The sequence below is a fragment of the Streptomyces vietnamensis genome, from assembly GCF_000830005.1.
Taxonomy (GTDB): domain Bacteria; phylum Actinomycetota; class Actinomycetes; order Streptomycetales; family Streptomycetaceae; genus Streptomyces; species Streptomyces vietnamensis.
The window spans coordinates 5,618,379-5,643,624 of sequence record NZ_CP010407.1 but is presented as its reverse complement, the minus strand read 5'-3'; the positions used below and the strand labels follow the sequence as shown (position 1 = coordinate 5,643,624).

Annotated in this window: 31 protein-coding genes and 2 pseudogenes; 16 read left to right on the top strand and 17 right to left on the bottom strand. The window is 70.5% G+C overall.

All coding sequences use genetic code 11. The features are described 5' to 3' along the window. Positions 1-78: 78 nt before the first annotated feature. A complete protein-coding gene (locus SVTN_RS25535; protein ID WP_041131201.1) occupies positions 79-708 on the top strand; it encodes a CGNR zinc finger domain-containing protein in 630 nt (209 codons plus the stop codon). On the opposite strand, the gene sodX is transcribed toward SVTN_RS25535, so the two are convergent. Then, positions 612-1,046 (bottom strand): nickel-type superoxide dismutase maturation protease, encoded by a 435-nt coding sequence (gene sodX, locus SVTN_RS25530; RefSeq protein ID WP_041131200.1) that lies wholly within the window; start codon positions 1,044-1,046, stop codon positions 612-614. The two genes, SVTN_RS25535 and sodX, sit on opposite strands and share 97 nt — an antisense overlap. 162 nt (positions 1,047-1,208) lie before the next feature. Here sodX and sodN point away from each other — a divergent pair, with 162 nt between their 5' ends. Continuing rightward, positions 1,209-1,604: a superoxide dismutase, Ni gene (gene sodN, locus SVTN_RS25525; protein WP_041131199.1), complete on the top strand. Its 396-nt coding sequence runs from the start codon at positions 1,209-1,211 to the stop codon at positions 1,602-1,604. A gap of 17 nt (positions 1,605-1,621) precedes the next feature. Here the strand turns inward: sodN and SVTN_RS46410 are convergent. The 3 genes and pseudogenes from SVTN_RS46410 to SVTN_RS25515 all read right to left on the bottom strand — a co-directional run. Next, positions 1,622-1,787 (bottom strand): annotated as a pseudogene (locus SVTN_RS46410) (tyrosine-type recombinase/integrase); the annotation flags it as partial. Between the two features lies 1 nt (position 1,788). Next, positions 1,789-2,028, bottom strand: a complete 240-nt coding sequence (locus SVTN_RS25520; protein ID WP_041134243.1) for a DUF7660 family protein — start codon at positions 2,026-2,028, stop codon at positions 1,789-1,791. 50 nt (positions 2,029-2,078) lie between these two features. Then, on the bottom strand, positions 2,079-2,885 hold the full coding sequence (locus SVTN_RS25515) for a hypothetical protein (RefSeq protein ID WP_041131198.1): 807 nt from the start codon (positions 2,883-2,885) through the stop codon (positions 2,079-2,081). A gap of 135 nt (positions 2,886-3,020) precedes the next feature. On the opposite strand from SVTN_RS25515, the gene SVTN_RS41125 reads away from it, so the two are divergent. Next, on the top strand, positions 3,021-3,683 hold the full coding sequence (locus SVTN_RS41125) for an SMI1/KNR4 family protein (protein WP_159026500.1): 663 nt from the start codon (positions 3,021-3,023) through the stop codon (positions 3,681-3,683). Positions 3,684-3,695: 12 nt separating this feature from the next. On the opposite strand, the gene SVTN_RS25505 is transcribed toward SVTN_RS41125, so the two are convergent. Together SVTN_RS25505 and SVTN_RS25500 are read right to left on the bottom strand one after the other, a co-directional pair. Beyond that, complete coding sequence (locus tag SVTN_RS25505) at positions 3,696-4,514, bottom strand: class I SAM-dependent methyltransferase (RefSeq protein ID WP_041131197.1); 819 nt, start codon at positions 4,512-4,514, stop codon at positions 3,696-3,698. Further along, positions 4,511-5,848 (bottom strand): helix-turn-helix domain-containing protein, encoded by a 1,338-nt coding sequence (locus SVTN_RS25500; protein WP_041134241.1) that lies wholly within the window; start codon positions 5,846-5,848, stop codon positions 4,511-4,513. Before SVTN_RS25500 ends, SVTN_RS25505 begins: the two co-directional genes overlap by 4 nt. 104 nt (positions 5,849-5,952) lie before the next feature. Between SVTN_RS25500 and SVTN_RS25495 the strand changes: the two genes are divergently transcribed. From SVTN_RS25495 to SVTN_RS25485, 3 genes are read left to right on the top strand one after another with little or no spacing between them, the layout of a single operon-like run. Beyond that, positions 5,953-6,420 (top strand): ATP-binding protein, encoded by a 468-nt coding sequence (locus SVTN_RS25495; protein WP_041131196.1) that lies wholly within the window; start codon positions 5,953-5,955, stop codon positions 6,418-6,420. Next, positions 6,417-7,532 carry a hypothetical protein gene (locus SVTN_RS25490; RefSeq protein WP_041131195.1) on the top strand — a complete coding sequence of 372 codons (1,116 nt, stop codon included), beginning with the start codon at positions 6,417-6,419 and terminating at the stop codon, positions 7,530-7,532. The genes SVTN_RS25495 and SVTN_RS25490 overlap by 4 nt, the downstream gene beginning before the upstream one ends. After that, entirely contained in the window at positions 7,529-7,885 is a 357-nt protein-coding gene (locus SVTN_RS25485; protein WP_041131194.1) for an ASCH domain-containing protein, read from the top strand. The genes SVTN_RS25490 and SVTN_RS25485 overlap by 4 nt, the downstream gene beginning before the upstream one ends. 84 nt (positions 7,886-7,969) lie before the next feature. On the opposite strand, the gene SVTN_RS25480 is transcribed toward SVTN_RS25485, so the two are convergent. Together SVTN_RS25480 and SVTN_RS25475 are read right to left on the bottom strand one after the other, a co-directional pair. After that, complete coding sequence (locus SVTN_RS25480) at positions 7,970-8,296, bottom strand: hypothetical protein (protein WP_041131193.1); 327 nt, start codon at positions 8,294-8,296, stop codon at positions 7,970-7,972. Positions 8,297-8,330: 34 nt separating this feature from the next. After that, a pseudogene (locus SVTN_RS25475) lies at positions 8,331-9,563 on the bottom strand (IS256 family transposase); the annotation flags it as partial. Positions 9,564-9,771: 208 nt separating this feature from the next. Between SVTN_RS25475 and SVTN_RS44390 the strand changes: the two are divergent. Beyond that, positions 9,772-10,443, top strand: a complete 672-nt coding sequence (locus SVTN_RS44390; protein WP_159026499.1) for a hypothetical protein — start codon at positions 9,772-9,774, stop codon at positions 10,441-10,443. Between the two features lie 284 nt (positions 10,444-10,727). On the opposite strand, the gene SVTN_RS25465 is transcribed toward SVTN_RS44390, so the two are convergent. Continuing rightward, the gene (locus SVTN_RS25465) at positions 10,728-11,732 is read right to left on the bottom strand and encodes a sigma-70 family RNA polymerase sigma factor (RefSeq protein WP_052499296.1); all 1,005 of its coding nucleotides are present in this window, start codon (positions 11,730-11,732) and stop codon (positions 10,728-10,730) included. Positions 11,733-11,867: 135 nt separating this feature from the next. Between SVTN_RS25465 and SVTN_RS25460 the strand changes: the two genes are divergently transcribed. Next, complete coding sequence (locus SVTN_RS25460; RefSeq protein ID WP_041131191.1) at positions 11,868-12,287, top strand: SgcJ/EcaC family oxidoreductase; 420 nt, start codon at positions 11,868-11,870, stop codon at positions 12,285-12,287. Positions 12,288-12,305: 18 nt separating this feature from the next. Here SVTN_RS25460 and SVTN_RS25455 read toward each other — a convergent pair whose 3' ends face one another. The 4 genes from SVTN_RS25455 to SVTN_RS25440 form a co-directional block, all read right to left on the bottom strand. Then, a complete protein-coding gene (locus SVTN_RS25455) occupies positions 12,306-12,791 on the bottom strand; it encodes a GNAT family N-acetyltransferase (RefSeq protein ID WP_041131190.1) in 486 nt (161 codons plus the stop codon). Between the two features lie 183 nt (positions 12,792-12,974). After that, positions 12,975-13,394, bottom strand: a complete 420-nt coding sequence (locus tag SVTN_RS25450) for a DUF6304 family protein (protein ID WP_041131189.1) — start codon at positions 13,392-13,394, stop codon at positions 12,975-12,977. 42 nt (positions 13,395-13,436) lie between these two features. Beyond that, a complete protein-coding gene (locus SVTN_RS25445; protein WP_041131188.1) occupies positions 13,437-13,679 on the bottom strand; it encodes a hypothetical protein in 243 nt (80 codons plus the stop codon). 42 nt (positions 13,680-13,721) lie between these two features. Beyond that, entirely contained in the window at positions 13,722-14,303 is a 582-nt protein-coding gene (locus SVTN_RS25440; protein ID WP_041131187.1) for a dihydrofolate reductase family protein, read from the bottom strand. Positions 14,304-14,407: 104 nt separating this feature from the next. On the opposite strand from SVTN_RS25440, the gene SVTN_RS25435 reads away from it, so the two are divergent. Beyond that, entirely contained in the window at positions 14,408-14,983 is a 576-nt protein-coding gene (locus SVTN_RS25435) for a TetR/AcrR family transcriptional regulator (RefSeq protein WP_041131186.1), read from the top strand. On the opposite strand, the gene SVTN_RS25430 is transcribed toward SVTN_RS25435, so the two are convergent. Beyond that, positions 14,984-16,027: a family 2 encapsulin nanocompartment cargo protein polyprenyl transferase gene (locus tag SVTN_RS25430; protein WP_174518338.1), complete on the bottom strand. Its 1,044-nt coding sequence runs from the start codon at positions 16,025-16,027 to the stop codon at positions 14,984-14,986. Between the two features lie 146 nt (positions 16,028-16,173). Further along, positions 16,174-17,589 (bottom strand): family 2B encapsulin nanocompartment shell protein, encoded by a 1,416-nt coding sequence (locus SVTN_RS25425; protein WP_041131184.1) that lies wholly within the window; start codon positions 17,587-17,589, stop codon positions 16,174-16,176. A gap of 254 nt (positions 17,590-17,843) precedes the next feature. Between SVTN_RS25425 and SVTN_RS25420 the strand changes: the two genes are divergently transcribed. Together SVTN_RS25420 and SVTN_RS25415 are read left to right on the top strand one after the other, a co-directional pair. Beyond that, the gene (locus SVTN_RS25420; RefSeq protein WP_041131183.1) at positions 17,844-18,434 is read left to right on the top strand and encodes an N-acetylmuramoyl-L-alanine amidase; all 591 of its coding nucleotides are present in this window, start codon (positions 17,844-17,846) and stop codon (positions 18,432-18,434) included. 177 nt (positions 18,435-18,611) lie between these two features. Further along, positions 18,612-19,505 carry a 1-aminocyclopropane-1-carboxylate deaminase/D-cysteine desulfhydrase gene (locus SVTN_RS25415; RefSeq protein ID WP_041131182.1) on the top strand — a complete coding sequence of 298 codons (894 nt, stop codon included), beginning with the start codon at positions 18,612-18,614 and terminating at the stop codon, positions 19,503-19,505. Positions 19,506-19,526: 21 nt separating this feature from the next. On the opposite strand, the gene SVTN_RS25410 is transcribed toward SVTN_RS25415, so the two are convergent. After that, the gene (locus SVTN_RS25410) at positions 19,527-21,122 is read right to left on the bottom strand and encodes a Na+/H+ antiporter (RefSeq protein WP_041131181.1); all 1,596 of its coding nucleotides are present in this window, start codon (positions 21,120-21,122) and stop codon (positions 19,527-19,529) included. 41 nt (positions 21,123-21,163) lie between these two features. On the opposite strand from SVTN_RS25410, the gene SVTN_RS25405 reads away from it, so the two are divergent. The 3 genes from SVTN_RS25405 to SVTN_RS25395 all read left to right on the top strand — a co-directional run bounded on the left by SVTN_RS25405 (position 21,164) and on the right by SVTN_RS25395 (position 23,150). Continuing rightward, positions 21,164-21,424, top strand: coding sequence for a UBP-type zinc finger domain-containing protein (locus SVTN_RS25405; protein WP_041131180.1), 261 nt, complete (start codon positions 21,164-21,166; stop codon positions 21,422-21,424). Between the two features lie 260 nt (positions 21,425-21,684). Continuing rightward, positions 21,685-22,098 (top strand): ATP-binding protein, encoded by a 414-nt coding sequence (locus tag SVTN_RS25400; protein ID WP_030688746.1) that lies wholly within the window; start codon positions 21,685-21,687, stop codon positions 22,096-22,098. Next, entirely contained in the window at positions 22,095-23,150 is a 1,056-nt protein-coding gene (locus SVTN_RS25395; protein WP_041131179.1) for an RNA polymerase sigma factor SigF, read from the top strand. Before SVTN_RS25400 ends, SVTN_RS25395 begins: the two co-directional genes overlap by 4 nt. A gap of 4 nt (positions 23,151-23,154) precedes the next feature. Here the strand turns inward: SVTN_RS25395 and SVTN_RS25390 are convergent, their stop codons facing one another. After that, positions 23,155-23,598, bottom strand: a complete 444-nt coding sequence (locus SVTN_RS25390) for a membrane protein (protein ID WP_041131178.1) — start codon at positions 23,596-23,598, stop codon at positions 23,155-23,157. Between the two features lie 84 nt (positions 23,599-23,682). On the opposite strand from SVTN_RS25390, the gene SVTN_RS25385 reads away from it, so the two are divergent. Together SVTN_RS25385 and SVTN_RS25380 are read left to right on the top strand one after the other, a co-directional pair. Then, positions 23,683-24,651, top strand: coding sequence for a diacylglycerol/lipid kinase family protein (locus SVTN_RS25385; protein ID WP_041131177.1), 969 nt, complete (start codon positions 23,683-23,685; stop codon positions 24,649-24,651). 318 nt (positions 24,652-24,969) lie between these two features. Then, positions 24,970-25,227, top strand: a complete 258-nt coding sequence (locus SVTN_RS25380) for a WhiB family transcriptional regulator (protein ID WP_003953983.1) — start codon at positions 24,970-24,972, stop codon at positions 25,225-25,227. Positions 25,228-25,246 lie beyond the last annotated feature (19 nt).

Genomic DNA, 25,246 nt, shown 5'->3' with positions numbered 1-25,246 from the left:
ATTCGTAATACCCTCGAAGGGGAAACAGCCGTTACCCCCTCCGACCGAGACACTAGCCCGCCGAAGTAAGGACTACAAGTGGAACTGGCCCATTACTCGGACTTTGCCGTACGTCTGGTCAACACCGAGGAGCCGGCCCGCGGCAAGGACACCCTGACCTCCGTCGAGGTGCTCCGGGACCTCTTCGGCCCCGCCACCCAGATGGCCCGCCGCGTCACGGAGGCGGACCTGCCGCGCTTCCGCACGGTGCGCGCCCGGCTGCGGGCGGTCTTCGCCGCGGCCGACGAGGGCGACCACACGGGCGCGGTCGACCTCCTCAACTCCCTCCTCCTGGAGTTCCCGGTCAGCCCGCAGATCTCCGGCCACGACACCCTCGACGAGGAGGGCCGGCCCCGCTGGCACATGCACCTCGCGGACCACTCCTCGAACGCGACCACGGGCTACGCCGCCATCTCGGCGATGGGCCTCGCCTTCCACCTGACGGAGTTCGGCGCGGACCGGCTCGGCCTCTGCCAGGCGCCGCCCTGCCGCAACGCCTACCTGGACACCTCCACCAACCGCTCCCGCCGCTACTGCTCGGACCGCTGCGCGACCCGCGCCAACGTGGCCGCCTACCGGGCCCGCAAGCGCCTGGAGGCCGAGCGGTCGGACCACACCGGCCTCACGGCGGACACCAGCCAGGAGAGCACCACCCCGGCCGAACGCTGACGCCCCGGCGTCACCGGCCGGTACCGCGCCCGCACCCGCCCGAGAACCAGCTCGGGCGGCACGGCCCCGAAGACCCGGCTGTCCCCCTCGGCGTCCGGATTGTCACCCAGCACCCACCAGCCGCCGTCGCGTCGCTCGATCAGCCGCTTCACGATGAGCAGATCCTGCTGGAGCGGATGCCGCAGCACGGCCACACACCCGGCCCGCAACCGCGCCCCGTACTGCACGAGCAACTGATCGCCGTGCAACAGCGTGGGCACCATCGAGATCCCCGTCACCTCGGCGATCCCGAACGGAGCACCGGCCTCAGCCACCCGCTCCCGCCCCTCTCCCGCCATCCGGCACCTCCCGATCCACTGCCGTGTCGACTCGTCCACTCGTACACGAGTCCCATGGTGACCCTGGACTTTTGACCTAAGCCCCAGGGGGCGCCCGCGAAAACGCCCTTCTCACCGAGTAATGTCCCACCTGAGAAGACGATCACGAGGAAGGACGGCTCAATGCTCTCCCGCCTGTTTGCCCCCAAGGTGAAGGTCAGCGCCCACTGCGACCTCCCGTGCGGCGTGTACGACCCCGCCCAGGCCCGCATCGAGGCCGAGTCCGTCAAGGCTGTCCAGGAGAAGTACCTGGCCAACGAGGACCCGCACTTCCGTGCGCGCGCCACGGTCATCAAGGAGCAGCGCGCGGAGCTCGCCAAGCACCACGTCTCGGTGCTCTGGAGCGACTACTTCAAGGCCCCGCACTTCGAGAAGTACCCCGAGCTCAACCAGCTGGTCAACGACACCCTGAAGGCCCTCTCGGCCGCCAAGGCGTCGACCGACCCGAAGACGGGCGAGAAGGCGCTGGAGCTCATCGCCGAGATCGACCGCATCTTCTGGGAGACCAAGAAGGCCTGACCTTCCCCCGCTCCCTGACCGCACCCGGTCCGCAGGCCGCCGAGCACGGCGTCCATGGCGGGCCGGGTGCGGTCTTTTCCCCGGCCACAGGTGCGCGTAGATCCGCAGCGTGATGACGGCGGACGCGTGCCCGAGGACCGACTGCACCTGCTTGACACTCGCGCCGCCGGCGATGAACGCAGCTCTACTCGTAGACGGTGGCCGCACGGAGGGCTTGGGCCATGAAGGTCCAGTCCCCGTCGGGCGGGATGTGTTCTCCTGCGTGGCGGTACGCGCCTGGAGAGTCGTGCACCCATGCGACGAGCGCCTCAAGGAAGCCGTCCAGCGTGTTGTTCTCCCACTCGTCGCCGCGAGCACGGAACTCCTGGTGCAGGTCCTGGAGGAAGGAGACCAGCTCTTCACGGCTGCGCGGTTCAAGAGACATCACGTCAACGTACCCGGAGTGATTTCATGGGATCCAGGACGGTCACGAGATCAGCGCTGGAGCCTGAGGTTGCCGCCGACTGCCGTCAGCATCTGTCCGAGCAAGTGGAGTGCTCGTGCGCGTGCGGGTGCTCTGCGTGCGGTGCCTGTCCAATAGGCGTCTGTGAGCGTCTCGACTGCGGTGAGGGTGTGCTGGTCGTCGCCGGCGGCCAGGATCAGAACGAATCGCACGTAGTCACCGATGTCGGTGCCTTGAGGGTGCTGCTCGGCAAAGCCTTGAAGCCGTGAGGTCAGCGCGGGCAGTGTGCGGACCGTTGGGAAGACAACGGCGATGCCGGCCAGCGCCAGACGGACTGCGGGGCATTCGATCGCCCATCGGGCAAGCAGGTCCGGGATGCAGAACCGGACGGCGTCACGGGCCCTGCCCTCGCTTTCGGGATCGGCATGTGGCGGGATGTCCGGCCAGCACTGGGCGAGGTGGCGGTCCGCAGCAGTGGCGATCTCGAACAGCAGAACCACAGTCTGGAAGCGGATCTGGGGAGGTACTCGGCCGTCGACGGACAGGGCTGCGAGCAAGGCGACACCCTCTGCGGTGTACGGATGGCAGGTGTCCTGATGAAGGATCTCGTTGTAGAAGTCGCCGAGGAAGAACCCGTCGCTGTCCCAGTGCGGATCCGCCAGGGGCTCGAACAACATCGCTGCCTGCGGTGGCAGCGGATCTGAGAGACGGTCGGCGATGACGTCGCGAAAGGTCCGCCGGATCGGCGGGCCGAAGACTCGACCGGTCCGCCAAGCCTCGCGAAGATCGGTCCCGGATACCCCATCCGGCAAACCCTCGGGGGTGGCTTGCATGCTCATGATCGACGGAGCCTACTGCTCCTGGTCAGGGCCCGGTCCACGCACTGGCAAGGACTCGAACCGAGGCGGCGGGTGTCCGTTAACCTCAGGCCGACGGGCCGGGGCAGGATCGGCCAGAGTGCTGAGGGGGATCGCGTGCGGTTTTGGAAGAAGGCCAAGCAGGGCGGGAGCCGGCCTGAGTCCAAGAATGCGATTGCCGCCGTGCCTACTACTCCCCCGCACGGGGCAGCAGGCACCTCCTCCGAGGCACTGGTTCGCGCTCTGGTGACATCGCTCGCCGACGGCACGACGGCCACGGAAGACGGGCTGCGCGGGCTGTCAGCCAACGAGCTCGACGAAATCGAACGGGACCAGCCCGCTCCGCTGGCTGCGGCCTATGCCTGCTTCCTCCGCCTCGTCGGTGGCGGTGCCGGCCACTTCTTTCAAGGCAGCGACGTCTTCCACCCCCACGTCATCGGCCTCCGGGAAGCAGCGGACGAACTGCTGAGAGAGAACCAAGAGCCCTTTCACCTGCGCAGCTCCGATCGCGTGATCTTCATGCACCAGGGCTACCAATTCGAGTTCCTGCGCGGCGAAGGGCCGGATCCAGAGGTGTGGTCCTACTCCGAGGGTGACACCGAACCCTCTCGGATCTACATCCGCTTCACGGACTGGTTGGAAGCGAACGTCCGTCAGCAAAGGGAAGCGTGGGCCCACCTGGTTCCCTGGTACGAAGCCGAACAGCAAAAGCCCTCGGACGAGCGCCGCGTGTACTTCTACCGCCACCACCCCGACGGCAGTGTGACCGACGAGCTGTAGCGACTCGCCCCGTCACCGGCTGCAGACGAGGATGCCTCCCAGGCATGTGATCTCGTACGCGCCATGGCGGACGATGTGGTCGGCGACGAGGGTGCGGGCCCGGTCGACGGTCGCGTCGAAGGGCACGTCGTGCTGGTCCGACCAGGCGCGATAAGAGGCCATGTGAGCGATGACCGGCTCGGGGTCGCGGACCGTGATGGTCCCCGGCAATTCGGTGATCTCCACCTGTCCGAACTCCTCGCCGAGGAAGGCCGGGGCCTTCTCCAGGGAGAAGCGGGCACTGAGTGAGATGCGGGCAGGGCCTCGTTCGATTCCGAGGACGTCACCGGCGGCCCGCTGCCAGAGGTCGTCGAGTTCGGCCTTGTCCCGGTCGCTGTTGGTGGACACGACTACCAGCCCGTCACGGGCGACGACCCGGGCCAGCTCCCTGACCGCCTGGGGAATGTCGGGCACGTGGTACAGCATGTGGAGCGCAAGAGCGGCGTCGATGCTTCCCGCCGCCAGCGGAAGCCGCGTGGCGTCCGCCACGGCGACCGGGCCGGGGACGCCGGCGAGGATGCCGGGCGCGATGTCGAGGCCGAGCAGGGACAGGTCCGGGCGGTCCTGGCGGAGCCGCTGGATGAACTTGCCGTTGCCGCAGCCGATGTCGACGACGCGCCCCCGTACGCCGCCCAGCCGCTCGGCGACGAGGCCGGGCAAGTCGTACCGAGGTGTCTGCCACTGGTAGAGCGACTGCCGGGCAGCCAGGTCCCGGTCTCCGTTGTAGGCGCTGCCCGCCAGGCGGGCCCGGTCGGTGACGGCGGCGTCGTGGGCGGCGGACAGGTCGGTCACGTCGGCAACTCCGGAGGGTGGGCGGCGGGCAGGGACGCACGGACGGCCGTGTGCTGGAGTCGTTCGCGCAGGTGCACCGCCTGCGCGGCACCACCGTACTGCGGCCCTTCCAACTCCCGTCCGAGAACAGTGAGCCGGCGCACGATACTGGCCGACATGCGCTCCGGCGAGGACTGGAGAACGAAGCCGAGCATCTCCTCAGTGCCGTCCAGATCGCCCAGGAGCAGGTGCCCGCTGGCGAGGTCGAGGTGCGCGGCGAAGAGGTCACCGACCGACTGGTCATCTCCGTCCGCGCTGCGATAGAGGCGGATCGCCGTCTTCGCGCTGACGATGGCCTGGTGGACGTGCTCCTGCCCGCCCACGGCCAAGAGAGTCGTTCCGGCGTAAGCAAACTGCTTGGCCGCAGGGAAGTCGAAGACTCCCAGCGCCTCGTCCCCACCCGAGATCGCCTCGCGCGATCGTTCGGCATCCGACAGGGCAGCGAGCGCACCTGCCGAATCGCCCACTATCGCCAACGCCCGCGCCTCCAGACTCGCCAGCCGTGCGCCGATGCTGCCGCTCGCCCTGTGCCGCCGACCGGCCTGCGCCAACCGGGCCGCCTGCTCGTACCGCCCGGTCCAGTACGCGATCAACGACTCCACGGCCCGTACCCAGGCCAGCATCCCCTCGTGCCCGGCCGCCTCGGCACAGGCGCGTGCGGTACGGGCATGGGTGGCAGCCGACTCGTAGGCGCCAAGGTCAAGGCAGACGTGCGCGGATAGACCGCAGAGGCGAGAGGCAGAGAGGTAGAGGCCGGTGGTCTGCCGGGGGTGCTGGCGCCCGCGCAGCAGCTCGAACACCCCGTCCCGTAACCGCTTGATCTCGACGTACTGTTCCATCAGCGGGTGGCTGACGTACGTACGGGCCAGTCGGCCAACGTCGGCCTCCAGCTGCTCCACGACGAACTCGTCGGCGTTGCGCTGCGCGATGAAGCGGGCGAAGTCCGCCGAACGCGCCGCGTCCTCCGAGAGCGGGTCTCCACGGACGCGAGTGTCTTCGGGCGGCAGCACCGACGGCACGGTCTCGACCTCGGCGGCGTCAGCCCCGTCCCGCTGCCCCTTGCTGATGGCAACGGCTTGGTCGAGCACGGCGACATCGACACCGAAGACCTGCGCCAGGTACTTCCGGGCGTAGGGAACGGGGACTCGCGCTTCGCGCTCGTACCTCCCGATCTCCTTGCCGGTCTTCGCGGAACGCCCCTCCAGGTCGTTGTACTCGTCGGCAACCCTCTGCTGGCTCCAGCCGCGCGCTGTACGCAGCCGAACGAGCAAGGCACCGATCCCGGTGTCGCCCATTCCGTCCCCCAGGAACACGTGACCTCTGGCCCCCATAGTGGCCCCCGTCTTGGCCCCCATGCTGGCTCCCGCCCCAAATGAGTTAAGTCGCTTTGCTGTTGACCATGGCAAGCAGACTCACCAACGAGGCGACCGATACCGCCCCGCATCTCCTTCCGAGCACGGGTCGGCACCGCACCACACTGTTCCCCCGCCGCCGGACCACGCCGCGTACCGCTCGCGACTTCGTCGCCGCCACGCTGACCGAATGGGGTGAGACGAGCCGCCTCGACGACATGCGGCTGTGCACCTCGGAACTCGTCACCAACGCCGTGCTTCACGGAACGCCCGTGGGCCGACTGATCCTGGTACGGGTCGAGTCCCTCGACGAGGAGCTGCGGATCGAGGTCCACGACAGCGGCGAGAACAGGCCGACGCAGCGCGTTCCCGAGGAATCCGCCGTCGACGGCCGCGGTCTGCTGATCGTCGCCGCGACCGCCGACAAGTGGGGCGTGAAGGAGCGGACGGGCCCCGGAAAGCGCGTCTGGGCCGCCTTCAACCGCATCACCGAACCCCAGGGGGCCACCTCGTGACCACGCACCCCGTCTCGCCGAACACCGTTCTCGCCAACGCCCTGCACCACGCCGAGGACGTCCTGACCCCGCGCATCCTGGCTGCCCCGCCCGAGCGGATCGTGTTGGTCGTCGGCACCCAGATCAACGGCGCCCCGCACATCGGCACCTCGCTCGTGCAGTCCCTGGCCTTCGCCATAGCCGCCCGACTACGCGACCGCTTCGGCCTCCCCACCGAGGTGCTCTTCAGCGCCCTCGACAACGCCCCGTACGAGCTCGCCACCGACCCCGCCAGCGGCAACCGCTACCAGCGCGCCTACGCCCAGGCCCTCGGCGAACAGGCCCTGATCGACCTCGTCACCGCCCTTTACCAGCCCCTCTTCACCGCCCTGTCCAGGCGCCTGGGCATCCCGCACCGCATCGAGACGTACACCCAGCAGCAGGCCGGCGAGCACTACCGCCACACCTGGCTCCGGCTCCTCCCCCGCATCGACGCCGCCCGCTGGTGGCTAGCCCCCTCCACCGGCACCCCTCACCTCCGCGTCCCCTGCCCGCACCCCGATTGCGGCTGGGCCGAGAAACACGCCGAACGCACCCGCGCCCACCTCGCCAGCCCCGAATCCGCGCGAGTCTCCGCCGTCTGCCTCCACCACGGCCCGTACGAGACCCCCATCACGTCCACCGCCGGCGGCTACCTCGACCTGGCCACCCTCTACCGCAACCTGGTCAAGGAACTCGCCCTGACCAGCCCCCAGGGCACCCTGCACGTCATGGTCAAGGGCGGCGACTGGGTCTTCGGCTCCCATCTCGTCGACGAGGCCCTCCAGGCCGTGGGCCTCACCCGCGCCCAGCTCCCGGCCCGTCTGTTCTGCCCCCAGGTCGTCACCGACACCGGCGCCAAGCTGTCGAAATCCCTCATCCGAGAAGGCCGTGCCCCCTTGCCCGAGGGAGCCGCCCCCTGGATGCTCGACACCCGGCAGTGGCCCGGCACCGTCATCGAGTACGCCGACCAGCTGCTCGCCATGACCGAGACCCTGCTCTCCGACCCCCGCCACTTCTTCCGCTCGTACTCGGCCGCCGAGATCGACCGCCTGATCACCGCACCGTCCCCCAGGAGCGTTCCCTCCCGATGACCGACCGCACCGCCCGCGTCCGCGAGCTCAACCTCTACCGCCAGTACTTCGAACTCGTCGCCGCGGGCACCAAGACCATCGAGGTGCGGGTCAAATACCCGCACCTCGCGGACCTCGCCGCCGGCGACACCATCCGCTTCCGCATCAAGGACACCGACGAGACCTGCGACGTCGAAGTCCTCCGCGTCACCGAGTACCCCGACTTCGAAGCCCTCCTCGACGGCGAAGGCCCGTCCAACGTCAACCCGACCGCCACCCGCGACCAGCAACTCGCCAACATCCGCACGATCTACGGCCCCGAGAAGGAAGCCCTCGGAGCCCTCGCCATCGCAATCAGGAAGCAAGGCACCTGACGTATGCCCCGGTGCGGTTCCACAAGCTGGGCAGCCCAGACGATGGCAGAGAGCAATCGTCAATACCTGTGGATCGGTGGCTTCTCAGTTTCGGGATGACCGGAGCCGGGTGAGTCCGTCGACGGCTGCAAGTTCCGTGCTCAGGGGCTGAGCCTCGGCCGGTGCGGTGACGATGAGGAGGACGGACACGTCGGGGTGGTCGTCCTCAAGAAGGTCGTCTTCGCCGTCGTCTCCGGGAACGGTGTTGGGCTGGACCTTGATGCGGGTCGTGTCGGCGAGTGTGGCGAGGAAATAGAGGCCGAAGTAGTCGCTGTCGCGCTCGGCGAAGGTCGCTGGCAGTCGTTCGGTGAGGAGGTCGGCCAGCTGCTGGGCCGTGTGGGTGTTCGTGCCGTAGGTGTCGGTGACGGTCATCGTGAGATTCTCCTCAGGCTGCGTGGTTCTCGGTGCGTTCGACCAGGTGGCCGTTTTCGAAGCGGGCGCCGGCGCGGACGAGCGGGACCAGGTGGGCGCCGGTGATCGCCCGCCAGCGGGACTGGGCGGACTCGACGAGCTTGAACACCATCGCGAGGGCCGCGGCCGGGCTGCCCGCGCCTCGGGTGACCTTCGTGCGGAGCTTGACCGTGGAGAACGTCGACTCGATCGGATTCGTGGTCCGCAGGTGGATCCAGTGCTCGGCCGGGAAGTCGTAGAACGCCAGCAGCTCGTCCCGGTCGTCGGTGATCTTTGCGGCCGCCTTCGGCCACTTCGTGCCGTAGGCGCGGGCGAATGCCTCGATCGCCTTCTCGGCGTGGGTCCGGTCCTCGGCGTTGTAGATCTCCTGCATGGCCTTCGTGGCCCCGGGCTGTGCGGACTTGGGCAGGCAGTTCGCTACGTTGCGGGCCTTGTGGACCCAGCAGCGCTGGTGGCGGGCGGCAGGGAAGACCTCGGCGAGGGCCTTCCAGAGGCCCATTGCGCCGTCACCTACGACCAGCTCGGGGTCGCGCATGCCGCGTCGGCGGCAATCACGCAGCAGCTCGGCCCACGACTCGGTCGACTCGCGCAGCCCCTCGGCCAGGGCGATGAGCTCTTTGGTGCCGTCCAGGCGCACGCCGAGCAGGACCAGGACGCACGAGTGCGCCTGCCCGAGCCGCACCTTCGGGTGCACGCCATCTGCCCAGACGTAGACGAAGTCGCGGTCGGACAGGTCCCGGGACTGGAAGGCGGCGTGGTCGTCGGCCCACTGCTTGGTCAGCCGGGTGACCGTGGCCGGCGACAGGCCGGCCGCGCCGCCGAGGAAATGCTCCAGCGCGGGCACGAAGTCCCCGGAGGACAGGCCGTGCAGGTAGAGCAGCGGCAGGACCTCGGAGACCTTCGGTGACTTGCGGCACCACGGGGGAAGGATCTTGGAGGAGAACCGCTTCCGCTCGCCGGTCTCATCGTCGATGCGGCGGTCGTTCACCCGTGGCGCGGTGACCTCGACCGGCCCGGCCGCGGTGACGACGGTGCGGGGTCGGTGGTGGCCGTTGCGGACCACCAGGCGCCGTCCCTGCTCGTCGGTCTCGGCTGCCAACTCGGCTATGTACTGGTTGACTTCCGCTTCCAAAGCGGCGGCGAGCATTCGGCGGGCGCCTTCCCGGACGATCTCGTCGATCAGGGAGCCGGACTGTGTGGAGCCGTCGTCGGTGACTACGCTGAGCACGGGCGTGCCTTCCCGACCCGCGCTGCAACGCGGGCCTACTCGGAGACCTTGCGGATCATTCGGGAAGGTACGCCCTCCGCGTCCCCGCCCGAGGCCGATCCACAAGTCCTGAGCATTGCTCGATGGCAGAGCACGAATTCGCCAACGTGCCTCGCTCAGCGCCGTGTAGCGTGACGCGATCGTGTCACGACGATGGGATAGCTTCCACATGACCAACCGCCAAGGCTTCCGCTCGCGCAGCGCGTCCGGTGCCTTAGCCCTTCTGGCAACCGCTTTCCTTCTCTCCGGTTGCAGCTCGGATGTGTCGAGCACAAATCCTGACGCCGCTCCGCCACAAGCATCTGCGCCAAGCGTCCCCCAGGGCACGACGATGGACGCAGCGTTGCTGAAGTCGGCACTGCCCAGGCAGCGGAATGTTCCAAGCACGTTTTCCAGCGAACGCAACATCAAAGCTTGGGACGGTTCCAAGAGCGAATTCTGCTTGAGTGAACGCTGGCCGGAATCCTGGTGCGCCAAGGCCATCTCACTCGGCGTGGCCGCATTCACCGACATGGAAGACGAAGAGCTTGAGATCTACATGATCTCGCTACCGGGAGCCACTGCAGAAGAGCTCTTCACAGGCAAGGGAACCGAAGATGAGGTCGGAAGCAATCCGCCCGGCGATCAGATCGACCGGTTCGAGATCAGCTCCTCTCCCAGTACTGGTATGGATGGTGAAGGAGTAATCGTCCGCCAAGACGGCGTCATCGCGCGCATCGAGTACACGCGGCCCCCGGGCACCCAGACCTCTGATCAGCAGCTGATGGCGATCACGAAGATGGTGGTGACGCGGATCCAGCAGGCCCAGCGCGGTGAGAATCCCACTGCATCAGTCGAGTAGCGGTGGCACCCAGGACGCTTCTGCCAGTCCGCACACAGTCCGCAGGACACCCGGTCAGGACCGTCGCCCCCCATCGCCAGCCATCAGCAAAAGGCCAGGTCAGCGCCCCGCAGGGAAGATCCCCGCAGGTCACCGACCTGGCCGATTACTAGGAGACCAAGAAGGCCTGACCTTCCCCCGCTCCCCGACCGCACCCGGTCCGCAGGCCGCCGAGCACGGCGTCCATGGCGGGCCGGGTGCGGTCTTTCTCCTGCTCTTTTCCGGCTTTTCCGGCTGCAAGGCGGTCAGCGTGCCGGTGGGAGGGTTTCCGGGAGGGCGAAGGCGGTGAGGACGGTGGGGTCCTGGAAGACCGTGTTCCGGGTGATGCGGCCGTCGGCGACGTCGAACACCTGCAGGGTGTGCAGCCGGTACGCGTCCTCGTCCCTGTCGGCGCGGCGCACGTAGGCCGCCAGCGCGGGCCCGCCGTTCGCCGCGGTGGGCAGGACGCGCCAGTCGGTGCCGTTCGCCGCGAACACCCAGGCCATGAAACCGGCGTACCGGTCGCGGCCGGTGAACCAGGTGCGGACCGGCGGCATCTCCAGGATGGCGTCGTGGGCGAGCAGCGCGGTCAGCCCTTCGATGTCCGCCTTCTCGAACGCGGCCGCGTACCGGTCCACCACCAGCCGGTCGGCGGCCTCCTCCGTCACCCGTGTCTCGGCGATGCCGGCGTCGGCGAGCCGCGCCCGGGCGCGCTGGAGCGCGCTGTTGACCGCCGCCGGGGTGGTGTCGAGGAGCGCGGCGGTCTCGGCCGCGGAGCAGTCGAGGACGTCGCGCAGGATCAGCACGGCCCGCTGCCGCGCGGGCAGGTACTGCACGGCGGCCACCCAGGCCAGCCGCAGGGTGTCGCGGGCGGCGACCACCTGGCCCGGGTCCGCGAGCCACGCGTCCGGGACCGGCTGGAGCCACGGCACCTCCGGCGCGTACTCCAGCGGCGTCAGCGGGTCCTCGTCGGGCGCGCCGAGGCCGCTGGGCAGGGGACGGCGCGTGCGGGTGTCCAGTGCCGTGAGGCACGCGTTGGTGGCGATCCGGTACAGCCACGTGCGTACGCTCGCACGCCGGGCGTCGTACCGGTCGAACGCGCGCCAGGCGCGCAGCAGGGTGTCCTGCACGAGGTCTTCGGCGTCGTGCAGGGAGCCGAGCATCCGGTAGCAGTGGGCCAGGAGCTCCCGGCGGTGCGGGGCGGTGCATCGGGCGAACTCGGCGGCCTGGTCGGCAGCCGGGTCGTCGGGGTGTGGGCTCGTGGTGGCCATGCCTGCCTCTCTCGGTGCGGCGACGTACGTACCGGCGCCCGTCCCGAAAGTCATCGGTGATCCGAGCGGCGATGAATTCCGGGCGCGTCGGCGGTAGGTACCGGCGACATCCCGTCGACCTTCCAGGAGGACACCATGGCCACGACGACCGCGCAGGACACCGCAGAGCAGCAGGTGCGGTCCGTGATCGACGCCGTGTACGCCGCATGGGCGGCCAACGACGCCGACGCCTTCGTCGCCGTCTACACCCCGGACGCGACCTCCGCGCTGCCCGGCTCCTTCCGCGACGGCCGCGAGCGGATCCGCGCCGCGATGGCCGCCGGGTTCGAGGGCCCGCTGAAGGGCTCGACCGTCCGCGACGAGATCCACAGCGTGCGGTTCCTCGGCGAGTGCCGCGACTCGGCCGTCGTCGTCGCCCGCAGCGCCGTCGTCCTCGCCGGTGAGACCGACGAGACCGTCGTGCCGGACGGCCGCTGGGTCCGCGCGACCTGGGTGCTGGAGCGCACGGGAGACGACGGTTGGCAGGTGGCCGCCTATCACAACTGCGCCGACTGACCGTCGCCCCGGGCGTTCCTACGCCTCCGTCGGGAGCGTGTAGCGGCGTTTCTCCTTGGAGGTGGCGCCCAGGCGGTCGTAGAAGCGGATCGCGCCCTCGTTCCAGACGGGGGTCTGCCACTGGAGTTCCGGAAGGCCGAGGGTGCGGGCCTCGGCGCGGAGGGCCGCCATCAGAAGGGGGCCGAGGCCGTGGCCGCGGGAGGCCTCCGTGAGGTAGAGGCAGTCCATGTGGAGGTACTCGGTGCCGTCCCAGGTGGAGAGTTCCGGGGCGCAGGTCGCGTAGCCCGCGAGGGTGCCGTCGGGGAGGGCGGCGACGAAGCAGCGGAGGCGGGGCGGTTCGGGGCCGAAGAGGAGGCCGGCGAGACGGTCCGCGAGGCCGGGGGCCGGGGGTGCGGACTTCTCGTACGCGGCGTGCTCGACGATGAGTTCCACGACCCGGGGCAGGTCCTCGGGTCGCGCGTGGCGTACCTCTGCCCGGCCGGGATCTTCCTCGCGTTCGCTCATACGGTCATCATGCACGCTCCCACCGACAGCGTGGCCGGTACGGGGCCGCCCGCGGGGCCCACCTCCCGGCAGGCCGCCGTGAGTTCGGCCTACAGTGCGACCGTCGGCGTCGTCGTCCGCAGTGCCGGCGGCGCCCCGGGTCTCCGTATCCGGATCGACCGGGGCGTCGCGCCGTACCCGGCCTCAGGCCGACTGGAGGAGCCTGCGGCCGAAGTCCGCGCCGGCCGGCAGCTGTTGCCGCACCCGCTCCAGGGCCCCCTCGAAGTCGCCCCCGGCGACGCACGCCTCGAAGGCGGCGCCGCCGTAGTGCAGCGTCAGGCTGAGGTCTGCGCGCTCACCGAGCGTCAGCAGGCAGGCCAGCGTGGCCTGTTGGGCGGCGCCGTCCACGACGACGGGGAGCGGCAGGTCCCACTCCAGGACGCAGCCCGTGAGGGCCCGTCCGTCCTCTTCGGCGGCGGCGAGCGCGGCGAAGCTCTCGCCCGTGTACTCGACCCCCCTGATCCGGGTGGCGACGCGCCGCCCGTCGGCCGTGATGACGATCGCTTCCGCGCCGCTGCGGTCCCGGTACCAGCCGGTCCAGACTTCTGTCGACTCCGATGACATGCGCGGACTGTAGCGGTATGACCGGCTCCGCCGCGCGTCCGGTCACCCCGGGGCCGGACTTCTCCCGATCTCGCCGTTCTTGCCGGTCACGTGCGGGGGAGCGGTTTCCGCCCCCTCCTCGTGGAGCGGGCAATCCGGGTTGCGGCAGGGTTGCACCTCCCACTCCGGCACCCAGGCCCCCAGGACCTTGTGCCGGGTGGCCAGTACGGCGAGCGGTTCGCCGCAGGCCGGGCAGTGGCGCTCGGCCAGGGGGTCCCGCGTCGTGCGAGGCGCCTCGTCACCCATGCGTCCAGGGTAGGCCGCCCCGCGCGAGGCTGCCTGCCGCTGCTATCGCTTCCTGGTGTACGTACGGACCAGTACGCCGTTGTCGAAGGCGCGGACGTCCCCCAGTTCGAAGTCCCGGGGCTCGAAGCCGGCGCCGAACATCGGCATGCCGGTGCCGTAGACCTGCGGGTAGGTCTTGATGATCAGTTCGTCGATCTCCTCGATGAGCTCGCCGGCGATGGTGGAGCCGCCGCAGAGGTAGATGCCCAGCGGGCTGTCCTCGGCCTTGAGCTCGCGGACCCGGCCGACGAGGCCGTCGGCGATCAGCTCGACGTTGGGGTGGGGCGACTCGGTGAGCGAGCGGGTGGCGACGAACTCGCGCAGGTGGTTGTACGGGCTGGTGACGCCGATGTCGAGGGCGAGCTGGTACGACTGCCTGCCCTGGACGAGGGTGTCGAAGTGCCTGTTCTCGGCGTCGACCCCGAACATCTCCCGCGCGTGCGTCGGGACGGTCTCGGGGTACTCGGCGTTCATGGCCGCCATGTACTCGCCGTTCGTGAACTTGAACATCGAGGTGGCGTCGCCCTCGGGGTCGCCGATGAAGCCGTCGATGGTGCAGGCGATGTAGTACGTGAGCTTGCGCAAACCGGTCCTCTTCGTCCTGGGGATGCGGCCGCAATCGCAACCACGACAGTTATAGTGCTTCACCTGTAGTGGTTACGCAAGACCTTTCTTCGAGGGAGTCCGACGTGGTGAGAAACCCGGAACGCCGTACGAGCCTGCTCGACGCCGCGATCGAGGTCCTGGCGGACGAAGGTGCCCGCGGGCTGACCTTCCGAGCGGTCGACGCCCGGGCGGGGGTCCCCACGGGCACCTCGTCCAACTACTTCAGCGACCGGGACCAGTTGCTCTCCCAGGTCGGCGACCGGATCTTCGTCCGGCTGACCCCGGACCCGGACGACGTGGCGGCCGCCCTGCGGCCCGCTCCCAGCCGGGAGCTGGTGCTCGACCTGATGCGCTGGATCGCCCGGCGGCTCGCCGCCGAGCGCACCTGCTACCTCGGGCTCTTCGAACTCCGCCTCGAAGCCGTCCGCCGGCCCGAGCTGAGGACCCAGCTCACCAAGGTGCTCCGCTCCGACCTGGACGCGAACGTCCGGGGGCACCTCGACGCCGGGATGCCCGGGGACGCGGACACTGTCCGGGTGCTCTACTTCGCCCTCACCGGACTGCTCCTCGACCACTTCACCGTCCCCGGGCTCCTCGGCGACCGGGATCTGGACGACATGATCGAGACCGTGGTCACCCGGATCGTCCCGGAGTCGTGATCAGCGCGTACGCCGCGTGACGAACTCCGCGAGGGCCAGCAGGTCCTCCGCGGCCGCCAGGTCCGGCACCGCCTGGGCCAGGTGCTCGACGGCACGGCCCATGCGCTCGGCCGCCTGGGCCTGCGCCCAGTCGCGGCCGCCGGCCCGTTCGACGGCGTCCGCCGCCGCCCGTACCGCCTCCGCGTCGAGGGTCGGACGGGAGTACAGCTCGGCCAGCTCCTCCCCCGCGGGGGTGCCGGAGGTGAGTGCCGCCACCACGGGAAGCGACTTCTTGTGGGCGACGAGGTCGGCTCCGGCCGGCTTGCCGGTGCGCTCCGGGTCGCCCCAGATGCCGATGAGGTCGTCGATCAGCTGGAAGGCGAGGCCCGCCTCCCGGCCGAAGGCGTCCATCGCCGCGACCTCCTCCTCGCCCGCGCCCGCGTAGAGCGCGCCGACGGCGCAGGAGCAGCCGAGCAGGGCGCCGGTCTTGGCGGTGGCCATGGCCAGGCACTCGTCGAGGGAGACCTCGCGCGGGTCGCGCTGCTCGAAGGCGCAGTCGGCCTGCTGGCCGGCGCAGAGCTCGATGATGCAGGCGGCGAGGCGCGCGGCGGCCGCCGCGGAGGCGGGGTGGGGGTCCTCGGCGAGCAGTCGCAGGGCCAGCGCGCTCATCGCGTCACCGGCCATGAGGGCGTCCGGGATGCCGAAGACGGTCCAGGCGGTGGGCCGGTGCCGCCGGGTCGGGTCCTCGTCGACGATGTCGTCGTGGAGCAGGGTGAAGTTGTGCGCGAGCTCCACCGCCGCCGCGGCCTTCACGGCCCGGGTCTCGTCGGCGCCGAGGGCGCGGGCCGCCGCGAGGACCAGGGCGGGCCGGATCGCCTTGCCCGGCTGCCCCGCGTCCGGGGTGCCGTCGGCGCGCTCCCAGCCGAAGTGGTACATCGCCACCCGCCGTATGGAGTCCGGCAGGGACTCGACGGTCGAGCGCAGTTGGGGATTGACGGCGGTACGCGTCCGGTCCAGGAGCGTCACGGCCCCCTGGCCGTCGACGACGGCATCCGTGCTGGTCATGGTCACGGTCGTTTCCTTCGCATCTTTCGCGGTGGTCCGTCGCGGCGGTCCGTCACCGGGGTCCGTCGCGGCGGGCTTGCGCCGGGACGGGCCGGGGAGCGCCCGGGGGCGGGCGGGTTCGGTCCCCGCCCCCGGGTGCCGACGGCTCAGCGCCAGCGACTGACCTCGACGTTCTCCAGGACGCCGAGGGCGTCCGGGACGAGGATCGCCGCCGAGTAGTAGGCCGTGACCAGGTAGGAGATGATCGCCTGCTCGTCGATGCCCATGAAGCGGACGGAGAGGCTGGGCTCGATCTCGTCGGGGAGGCCGGTCTGGTGCAGACCGATCACGCCCTGGTCGGCCTCGCCCGTACGCATGCAGATGATCGAGGTGGTCCGGGCGTCCGAGACCGGGATCTTGTTGCACGGGTAGATCGGGACGCCGCGCCAGGTCGGGATGCGGTTGCCGGCGATCTCGATGGTCTCGGGCACCAGGCCGCGCTTGTTGAGCTCGCGGCCGAAGGCGGCGATGGCGCGCGGGTGGGCCAAGAACATCTTGGAGCCCCGGCGGCGGGAGAGCAGTTCGTCCATGTCGTCCGGGCTGGGGACGCCGTCGTGCGGCTGGAGCCGCTGCCCGTAGTCGCAGTTGGAGAGGAGGCCGAACTCCTTGTTGTTGATGAGCTCGTGCTCCTGGCGCTCGCGGAGCGCCTCGACCGTGAGCCGCAACTGCTGCTCGGTCTGGTTCATCGGCTGGTTGTAGAGGTCGGCGACGCGGCTGTGGACCTTCAGCACGGTCTGGGCGACGCTCAGCTCGTACTCGCGGGGCTTGGCGTCGTAGTCGACGTAGGTGTGCGGGACGACCGCTTCGCCGACGTGGCCGGCGGAGAGGTCGATGGCGGCCTCGCCGTAGGTGTTGGTGCTCCGGTCGGGGGCCGACGCCACGCCCGCGAGGTGGGCGGCGAGCGAGCCGGCCCGGTCCGCGAGGTTCCGTACGTCGTCCCGGGTGAGCTCCAGGACCGTGCAGGCGGTGGCGGCCCGGGCGGTCCAGTCCCAGGTGGCGTCAGCGCTGACCAGGGCGGCCTCGCCGAGATAGGCGCCGTCGGCGAGGACGCCGAGCACGGCCTCGTCGCCGTAGGGGCCCTCGCCGATCTGCTCGATGCGGCCGTGCGCGAGGAGGTACACCCGGTCGGCGGGAGCGCCGGACACGGCGATGATCTCGCCCGCCGCGAACTCCCGCTGGGTGCAGCGGGCCGCGAGCTCGGTCAGTGCGCTCTCGTCCTCGTAACCGCGGAGTGCCGGGAGTTCGCCGAGTTCGGCGGGGATCACCGCGACGCGCTCTCCGGTCTGCACGAAGGTGACGCGGCCGTCACCCACGGAGTAGCTGAGCCTCCGGTTCACCCGGTACGTGCCACCCTGCACCTGGACCCACGGCAGTGTCCGCAGCAGCCACCGAGAGGTGATCTCCTGCATCTGCGGGGCCGACTTGGTGGTCGTGGCGAGGTTCCGCGCGGCGGCGGTCCCGAGACTCTGCTGCGGGGCCTGCTGCTCCGCGCGGACCTCGCCGTCAACCGAACCAACGGACATGGAACTCCCTCTCGTATGACTGAGTTGCGAGAGAAAGCCTTTCAGCACGGAACGTGTCGGCGCCATTACACATTCGGGTGGGACTGTTCGACGATCTTCGGGGCATGTCACGCGATTTCCATCCGAACAGCGCAGCCCCACCCGTCTCCTGACGATCTGTCCGGATCGCATCGCACACCGCCCGAACGGATGGCAGCGGAGCGGCGGACTCCGGTACTCCGGAAGCTCACCCCGTCCTCCGGAAGGAGTCGGTCATGGCCACACCCATGTCCGCGAACAGGTTCCTCGGCGCGCTGCGCGGCGAGGGCCTCGCGGTCGTCGAGGTCGGCGACTGGTCCACCCACAACCGCAACCACAAGGGCCCCTGGGGCCCGGTGAACGGCGTGATGATCCACCACACCGTGACCCGCGGCACCGCCAACACCGTCCGGATCTGCAGGGACGGTTACGAGTCCCTGCCGGGGCCGCTCTGCCACGGCGTGATCGCCAAGGACGGCACGGTCCACCTCGTCGGCTACGGACGCGCCAACCACGCGGGGCTCGGCGACGACGAGGTCCTCCGGGCGGTCATCGCCGAGCGGCGGCTGCCGCCGGACGACGAGGCCACCACGGACGGCAACCGGCACTTCTACGGCTTCGAGTGCGAGAACCTCGGCAACGGCGAGGACCCGTGGCCGAAGGTCCAGCTGGAGGCCATCGCGAAGGCGGCGGCCGCCGTCTGCCGGGCGCACGGCTGGACCCACCGCTCGGTCATCGGGCACCTGGAGTGGCAGCCGGGCAAGGTGGACCCGCGCGGGTTCACGATGGCATCGATGCGGGAGCGGATCGCCGAGCTCCTGCGGTAGCGGGGCGGGGGCCCAAAACGCGGGGGCCAAGGCACGGCAGGCCCCAGGCACGGCAGGCCGCCCGCCCCTCGGGCCCAAGGGCAGCGGGCCCGCGTTCGGCCCGCCGTGGCCGGCGGCCGCGGGCGCCGGTGCGGGCCGTCGCGGGGCCGTGGATCCGGTGGGGCTCACAATGGCCGGGTGAACGCGTTCGACCTCTCCCGCCTGCAGCCCCGGCTCCCCTCCCCCCTGGAGCCGGTGGAGGACGAGCGCTTCGCCCGGCGCGGTCTCACGCTGCTGCTGAAGCGCGAGGACCTCATCCACCCCGACCTGCCGGGCAACAAGTGGCGCAAGCTCTCGCTGAACCTGCGCGAGGCGGCCGGCCGGCCCGTGCTCACCTTCGGCGGCGCGTACTCCAACCACCTGCGGGCGACGGCCGCCGCCGGCCGGCTGCTCGGCTTCCCGACGGTCGGGGTGGTCCGGGGCGACGAGCTGGCCGGGCGCCCGCTGAACCCCTCGCTCGCGCGGTGCACGGCGGACGGGATGCGTCTCGAGTTCGTGGACCGGGCCACGTACCGCGCGAAGAACGACCCGGCCACGCGCGCGTGGCTCCTGGAACGAGCCCCCGCGGGCGCGTACGTGGTCCCGGAGGGCGGCAGCAACGCGCTCGCCGTCCACGGCTGCGTGGAGCTGGGCCGCGAGCTCGCCGGCCTCGCCGACGTCGCCGCGGTCGCCTGCGGCACGGGCGGCACCCTGGCGGGGCTCGCGGCCGGATTCGAAGGCCGGACCCTCGGCGTCCCGGTCCTCAAGGGCGGCTTCCTCGGCGGGGAGGTCCGCGCCCTCCAGGAGGCGGCCTTCGGCGGCCCTCGCGGCGACTGGGCCCTGGACGAGCGCTTCCACGGCGGCGGCTACGCGCGCGTGTCCCCCGCCCTCGATGCGTTCGCACAGGACTTCGAGGCGCGGCACGGACTCGCCATCGAGCGGCTGTATGTCGCCAAAATGCTGTACGGCCTGACGACCCTCGCGGAGGAGGGCGCCTTCCCGGCGGGCACCCGGCTCGCGGCGGTGGTCACGGGCGCGCCGGAGACCGTCTAGCACGAGAAGACGAACCGGGTCCTAGTCGTCGGTCTCGCGGTACGCCGCGGCCTCCTCCAGATCGAGGCGGCGGAGCAGGGTGCGCATCATCTCGTCGTCGATCCGGCGGGCGTCGCGCAGCTGGACGAAGACCGCGCGCTCGGCGTCGATCATCTCGCGCGAGAGGCGGCGGTAGGTGTCGTCGACGGTCTCCCCGGTGATCTCGTTGACCGCGCCGAGGCGTTCCCACACGGAGTTGCGGCGCCGCTCCATGACCGTGCGCAGCCGGTCGGCGAGGGGTTTCGGCAGGGCGTTGCGCTCGTCGGCGAGGAGCACGTCGAGGCGTTCCTCGGCGGCCCGCGAGGCCTCGCTCTGGGCCTGGGCCTCGGCGAGGGTCTCGGCGTACCGGTCGCGTCCGGGGAGCTTCAGGAGCCGGATGAGGGGCGGCAGGGTGAGGCCCTGCACCACGAGGGTGCCGATCACGGTGGTGAAGGTGAGGAAGAGGACGAGGTTGCGGGCCGGGAACTCGACCCCGTCGGTGACGACGGGGATGGAGAAGGCGATGGCCAGGGAGACCACGCCGCGCATGCCGGCCCAGCCGACGACGAGCGGCGCCCGCCAGTCCACCTCGGGTTCCCGCTCGCGGATGCCCGAGGACATCCAGCGGGGCAGGAAGGTCGCCGGGTAGACCCAGACGAACCGGACGACGACCACGGCGACGAAGACCCCGGCCGCGTACCAGGCCGCCTCCCCCATGCCGTACCGGCCGAGTCCCTTGACGACGTACGGCAGCTGGAGGCCGATCAGGGCGAAGACGGAGGACTCCAGGACGAAGGCGACCATCTTCCAGACGGCCTCCTCCTGGAGCCGCGTCGCGAAGTCGACCTTCCAGGCCTTGTGGCCGAGGAAGAGGCCGACCACGACGACCGCGAGGACTCCGGAGGCGCCGACCTCCTCGGCGGCGGCGTACGCGATGAACGGGATGAGCAGGGAGAGGGTGTTCTGGAGCAGGGCCTCGCGCAGATGGGTGCGGAGCCAGTGGATCGGGACCATCAGGACCAGGCCGACGCCGATGCCGCCGACCGCGGCGAGGGCGAACTCCCACAGGCCGCCGGCCCAGCTGACGCCCTCGCCGACGGCGGCCGCGAGGGCGACCTTGTACGCGGTGATCGCGGTGGCGTCGTTCACGAGGGACTCGCCCTGGAGGATCGTGGTGATCCGGTGCGGCAGGCCGAGCCTGCGGGCGATGGCGGTGGCGGCGACCGCGTCCGGCGGGGCGACCACGGCGCCGAGCACGAGCGCGGCGGTGAGCGGCAGGTCAGGCACGAGGACGTACGCGAGCCAGCCCACGGCCACGGTGGCGAAGAGGACGTACCCGACGGAGAGCAGCGCGACGGGCCTGATGTTGGCCCGCAGGTCGAGGTACGAGGAGTCGACGGCGGCCGTGTAGAGGAGCGGGGGCAGGATCAGCGGCAGCACGATGTGCGGATCGAGGGTGTAGTCGGGGACCCCCGGGAGGTACGCGGCGGTGAGGCCGACGGCGACGAGGAGCAGCGGCGCCGGCACCGGGGTCCTGCGGGCGAACCCCGCCACGGCGGCGCTCGCCGCCACCAGTGCCACCAGTTGCAGTGCGTCCATGCTCCCGACCCCGTCCCGTGCCGCAACGTAACCTGGCCATCATGAGTGAGTGCCCGCACGTAGCCGAAATGCCGCGCCCCGAACCGGCGCCGCTCGCCGACACCTGCCCCGAGTGCCTGGCGGACGGCACGCACCCCGTCCAGCTGCGGCTCTGTCTGAGCTGCGGGCACGTGGGCTGCTGCGACTCCTCGGCGGGGCGGCACGCGACGGGGCACTTCTCCTCGACCGGGCATCCGGTCATGCGGACCTTCGAGCCGGGCGAGTCCTGGCGCTGGTGCTTCGTCGACGGTTCGATCGTCTGATGGCTGATATGCCGCTCCGCGGTCGGCTCGGTCACGGACGGTTCGACGGCCCGGACGCTGGGTACGTCACCCCTCCGCGGGTTCTCCGCGGCTGCCGAGGACGGGAGCGAGGGATCACCTGGTCTCCAGGGCTCCCGGCGACACGGCAGGATGGATCGCGATAGCGTCACGGCGGACCGCGCAGGCTCCCTGCGTACCCGCCCGGTTCGGGGGCTCTCCCCCCGAGCCCCGAATGAGCTTGTGCCACCTTGGAGGTGAGGGTGTCCCAGATCGCAGGCGAGCCCGGGACCCAGGACTTCGTGGAAGTCCGGCTGCCCGCTGCGGGTGCCTATCTGTCCGTGCTGCGTACGGCCACGGCCGGCCTCGCGGCGCGCTTGGACTTCACCCTCGACGAGATCGAGGACTTGCGGATCGCGGTCGACGAGGCCTGCGCCATCCTGCTCCAGCAGGCCGTGCCGGGATCCGTCCTCAGCTGTGTCTTCCGGCTGATCGACGACTCCCTCGACGTGACGGTCTCCGCCCCGACGACCGACGGGAGGGCGCCCGAGCGGGACACCTTCGCGTGGACCGTGCTGTCGGCGCTGGCCGGGAAGGTGGAGTCGTCGGTGGCCGATGACCGTACGGTCTCCATCAGCCTGTACAAACAGCGCGGCGCGGGGCCAGGCCCGGCGTGAGGAGCGGGGACGCGACGGCCGGCATCCCTGAGCAGCAGGCGCGGCCGAACAGGGTCGCTACGGAGCAGGCGGACCAGATGAGCGAGCACGAGCAGCACCACGAGGTTCCCGAGACAGCAGGGGTCTCCGAGGCCCCCGCGAGTTCCGAGGGCTCCCCCGAGGCTCCCGAGGCGCGGACCTCCGACGAGGCCGGGACGGCCGACGTGGCCGAGGCAGCCGACGTGGCCGAGGCCGTGGAGAAGGCCGACGACGGTGACGAGGACGACGAGGGCCCGGACGCCCCCGCCGTCCCGGACCCGCACGACCGGAGCGGCGCCCGCGCCCTCTTCGTCCAGCTGCGCGAGCTGCCCGAGGGCTCCCCGGAGAAGGCCGAGCTGCGCAACCGTCTGGTGCGCATGCACCTGCCGCTGGTGGAGCACCTGGCCCGGCGCTTCCGCAACCGCGGCGAGCCGCTGGACGACCTGACGCAGGTGGCGACGATCGGCCTGATCAAGTCGGTCGACCGGTTCGACCCGGAGCGCGGGGTGGAGTTCTCCACGTACGCGACGCCGACGGTCGTCGGCGAGATCAAGCGTCACTTCCGTGACAAGGGGTGGGCGGTCCGGGTGCCGCGCCGGCTCCAGGAGCTGCGGCTCTCGCTGACCACGGCGACGGCGGAGCTCTCGCAGCAGCACGGCCGCTCGCCGACGGTGCACGAGCTGGCGGAGCGGCTCGGGATCTCCGAGGAGGAGGTCCTGGAGGGTCTGGAATCGGCCAACGCCTACTCGACTCTCTCCCTGGACGTCCCGGACACCGACGACGAGTCGCCGGCGGTGGCGGACACGCTGGGCGCGGAGGACGAGGCCCTGGAGGGGGTCGAGTACCGGGAGTCGCTCAAGCCGCTCCTGGAGGACCTGCCGCCCCGGGAGAAGCGGATCCTGCTGCTTCGCTTCTTCGGGAACATGACCCAGTCGCAGATCGCGCAGGAGGTGGGCATCTCTCAGATGCACGTCTCCCGGCTGCTGGCCCGCACCCTGGCGCAGCTGAGGGAGAAGCTCCTCGTGGAGGAGTGATCCGTCAGGCTTCCTGACCGGGGCGCCGGATGCCGAGCGCCTCGGTCGTGGCCGGGTTCACGAGGAGGACGAGGCCGGTCACGGCGAGGGCGGCCAGGACGATGCCGGCCGGGATCACACCGTTCGACTGGAGCATCTGCCAGGCGATGGGCAGGGCCAGGATCTGGGTGATGACGGCCGGGCCCCGGCTCCAGGAGCGGCGCAGCCACAGCCCGCGGGCGGCCGCGAGCGGGATGAGACCGAGGGCGACGAGCGTCACGGCGAGGGTCAGACCGCTCGTGAGGTCACCGCCGTCGGCGAGGCTGCGCACCAGCATGTACACACCGCCGGCGACGAGCCCGAGGCCCTCGATGCCGGCGACGGCCGCCGCCCCGGTGAGGCGCGTGGGCCGGGGCCCCTGCTCCGTACCGCCGCCCTGTTCCGTACTCGTCTGCTCCGTACCGCTCATAGGGGCAGGGTAACGGGGGCGTCCGCCGGTCCACCCGGCAGACCGGACTGCGCCCGGTACCGCCGGGTAGGTACGCTGGCGCTCATGCGCGCACTTCTCGTGGTCAACCCGGCAGCCACCACCACGAGTGCCCGCACCCGGGACGTGCTCATCCACGCGCTGGCCAGCGAGATGAAGCTGGAGGCGGTCACCACCGAGTACCGGGGGCACGCGCGCGACCTGGGCCGGCGGGCCGCCGAGTCGGGCAATGTCGATCTGGTCGTCGCTCTCGGTGGCGACGGCACGGTGAACGAGGTCGTCAACGGGCTGCTGCACGACGGGCCCGATCCGGAGCGGCTGCCGGGCCTCGCGGTCGTCCCCGGCGGCTCGACCAACGTCTTCGCCCGCGCCCTCGGGCTGCCGAACGACGCGGTGGAGGCGACCGGCGCCCTGCTCGACGCGCTGCGTGAGCGGCGGACACGGACGGTGAGCCTCGGGCTCGCGTCCGGGACGCCGGGCACGGAGGACGAGTCGGTGCCCGAACGCTGGTTCACCTTCTGTGCCGGGCTCGGTTTCGACGCGAGCGTCATCGGCCGGGTCGAACAGCAGCGCGAGCGCGGCAAGAGATCGACGCACGCCCTCTATCTGCGCCAGGTGGTGCGCCAGTTCCTGGAGGAGCCGAACCGCCGGCACGGCACGATCACCCTGGAGCGTCCCGGCGCGGAGCCGGTCGAGGACCTGGTCCTCTCCATAATCTGCAACACCTCCCCCTGGACCTACCTGGGCAATCGTCCGGTGTACGCGTCCCCGGAGGCGTCCTTCGAGACCGCGCTCGACGTCCTCGGACTGCGCCGGCTCTCCACCCCGGCGGTGGCCCGTTACGCCACCCAGCTGCTCACCTCGACCCCGGAGCGGGGCCCGCGGGGCAAGCATGCGGTGTCTCTGCACGATCTGACCGACTTCACCTTGCATTCGAAGGTTCCCCTCCCCCTGCAGATGGACGGAGACCACCTCGGACTACGTACGAGCGTGACGTTCACAGGCGTACGCCGTGCACTGCGTGTGATTGTGTGAGTGGAAGGGCCCAAAGTCCTTTCACTCGAACGTTTAGGCGCGCATCCACCCCTAAGAAGTACGGCTGTGACCTAGCCGACACCGAGGAATCAAAAAAAACTTTCCGGAAGGGGTTGTATCCGCCCCTGGGGTTTGGGAGTCTCTTCTTGGCGATCGGGACGGCCCGCAAGACCGGCCTCCACTGAGAGCCAGAACCCCACCCCAAGCAACAGGACCACACCAGTTCAACTGGCAGTCGGCCCTTCCCTTGCGGAGGGATTCGTGAAAGCGTTCACATTCACAAGCAACTCGCACGAAACACTGAGAGAGGTAGCAGCCATGGACTGGCGTCACAACGCCGTTTGTCGTGAGGAAGACCCCGAGCTGTTCTTCCCCATCGGCAACACCGGTCCTGCGCTGCTGCAGATCGAGGAAGCCAAGGCCGTCTGCCGCCGCTGCCCCGTCATGGAGCAGTGCCTGCAGTGGGCGCTCGAGTCCGGCCAGGACTCCGGCGTCTGGGGTGGCCTCAGCGAGGACGAGCGCCGCGCGATGAAGCGCCGTGCCGCTCGCAACCGGGCGCGTAACGCCAGCGCCTGAGCCACCTGCACAGCCTGAG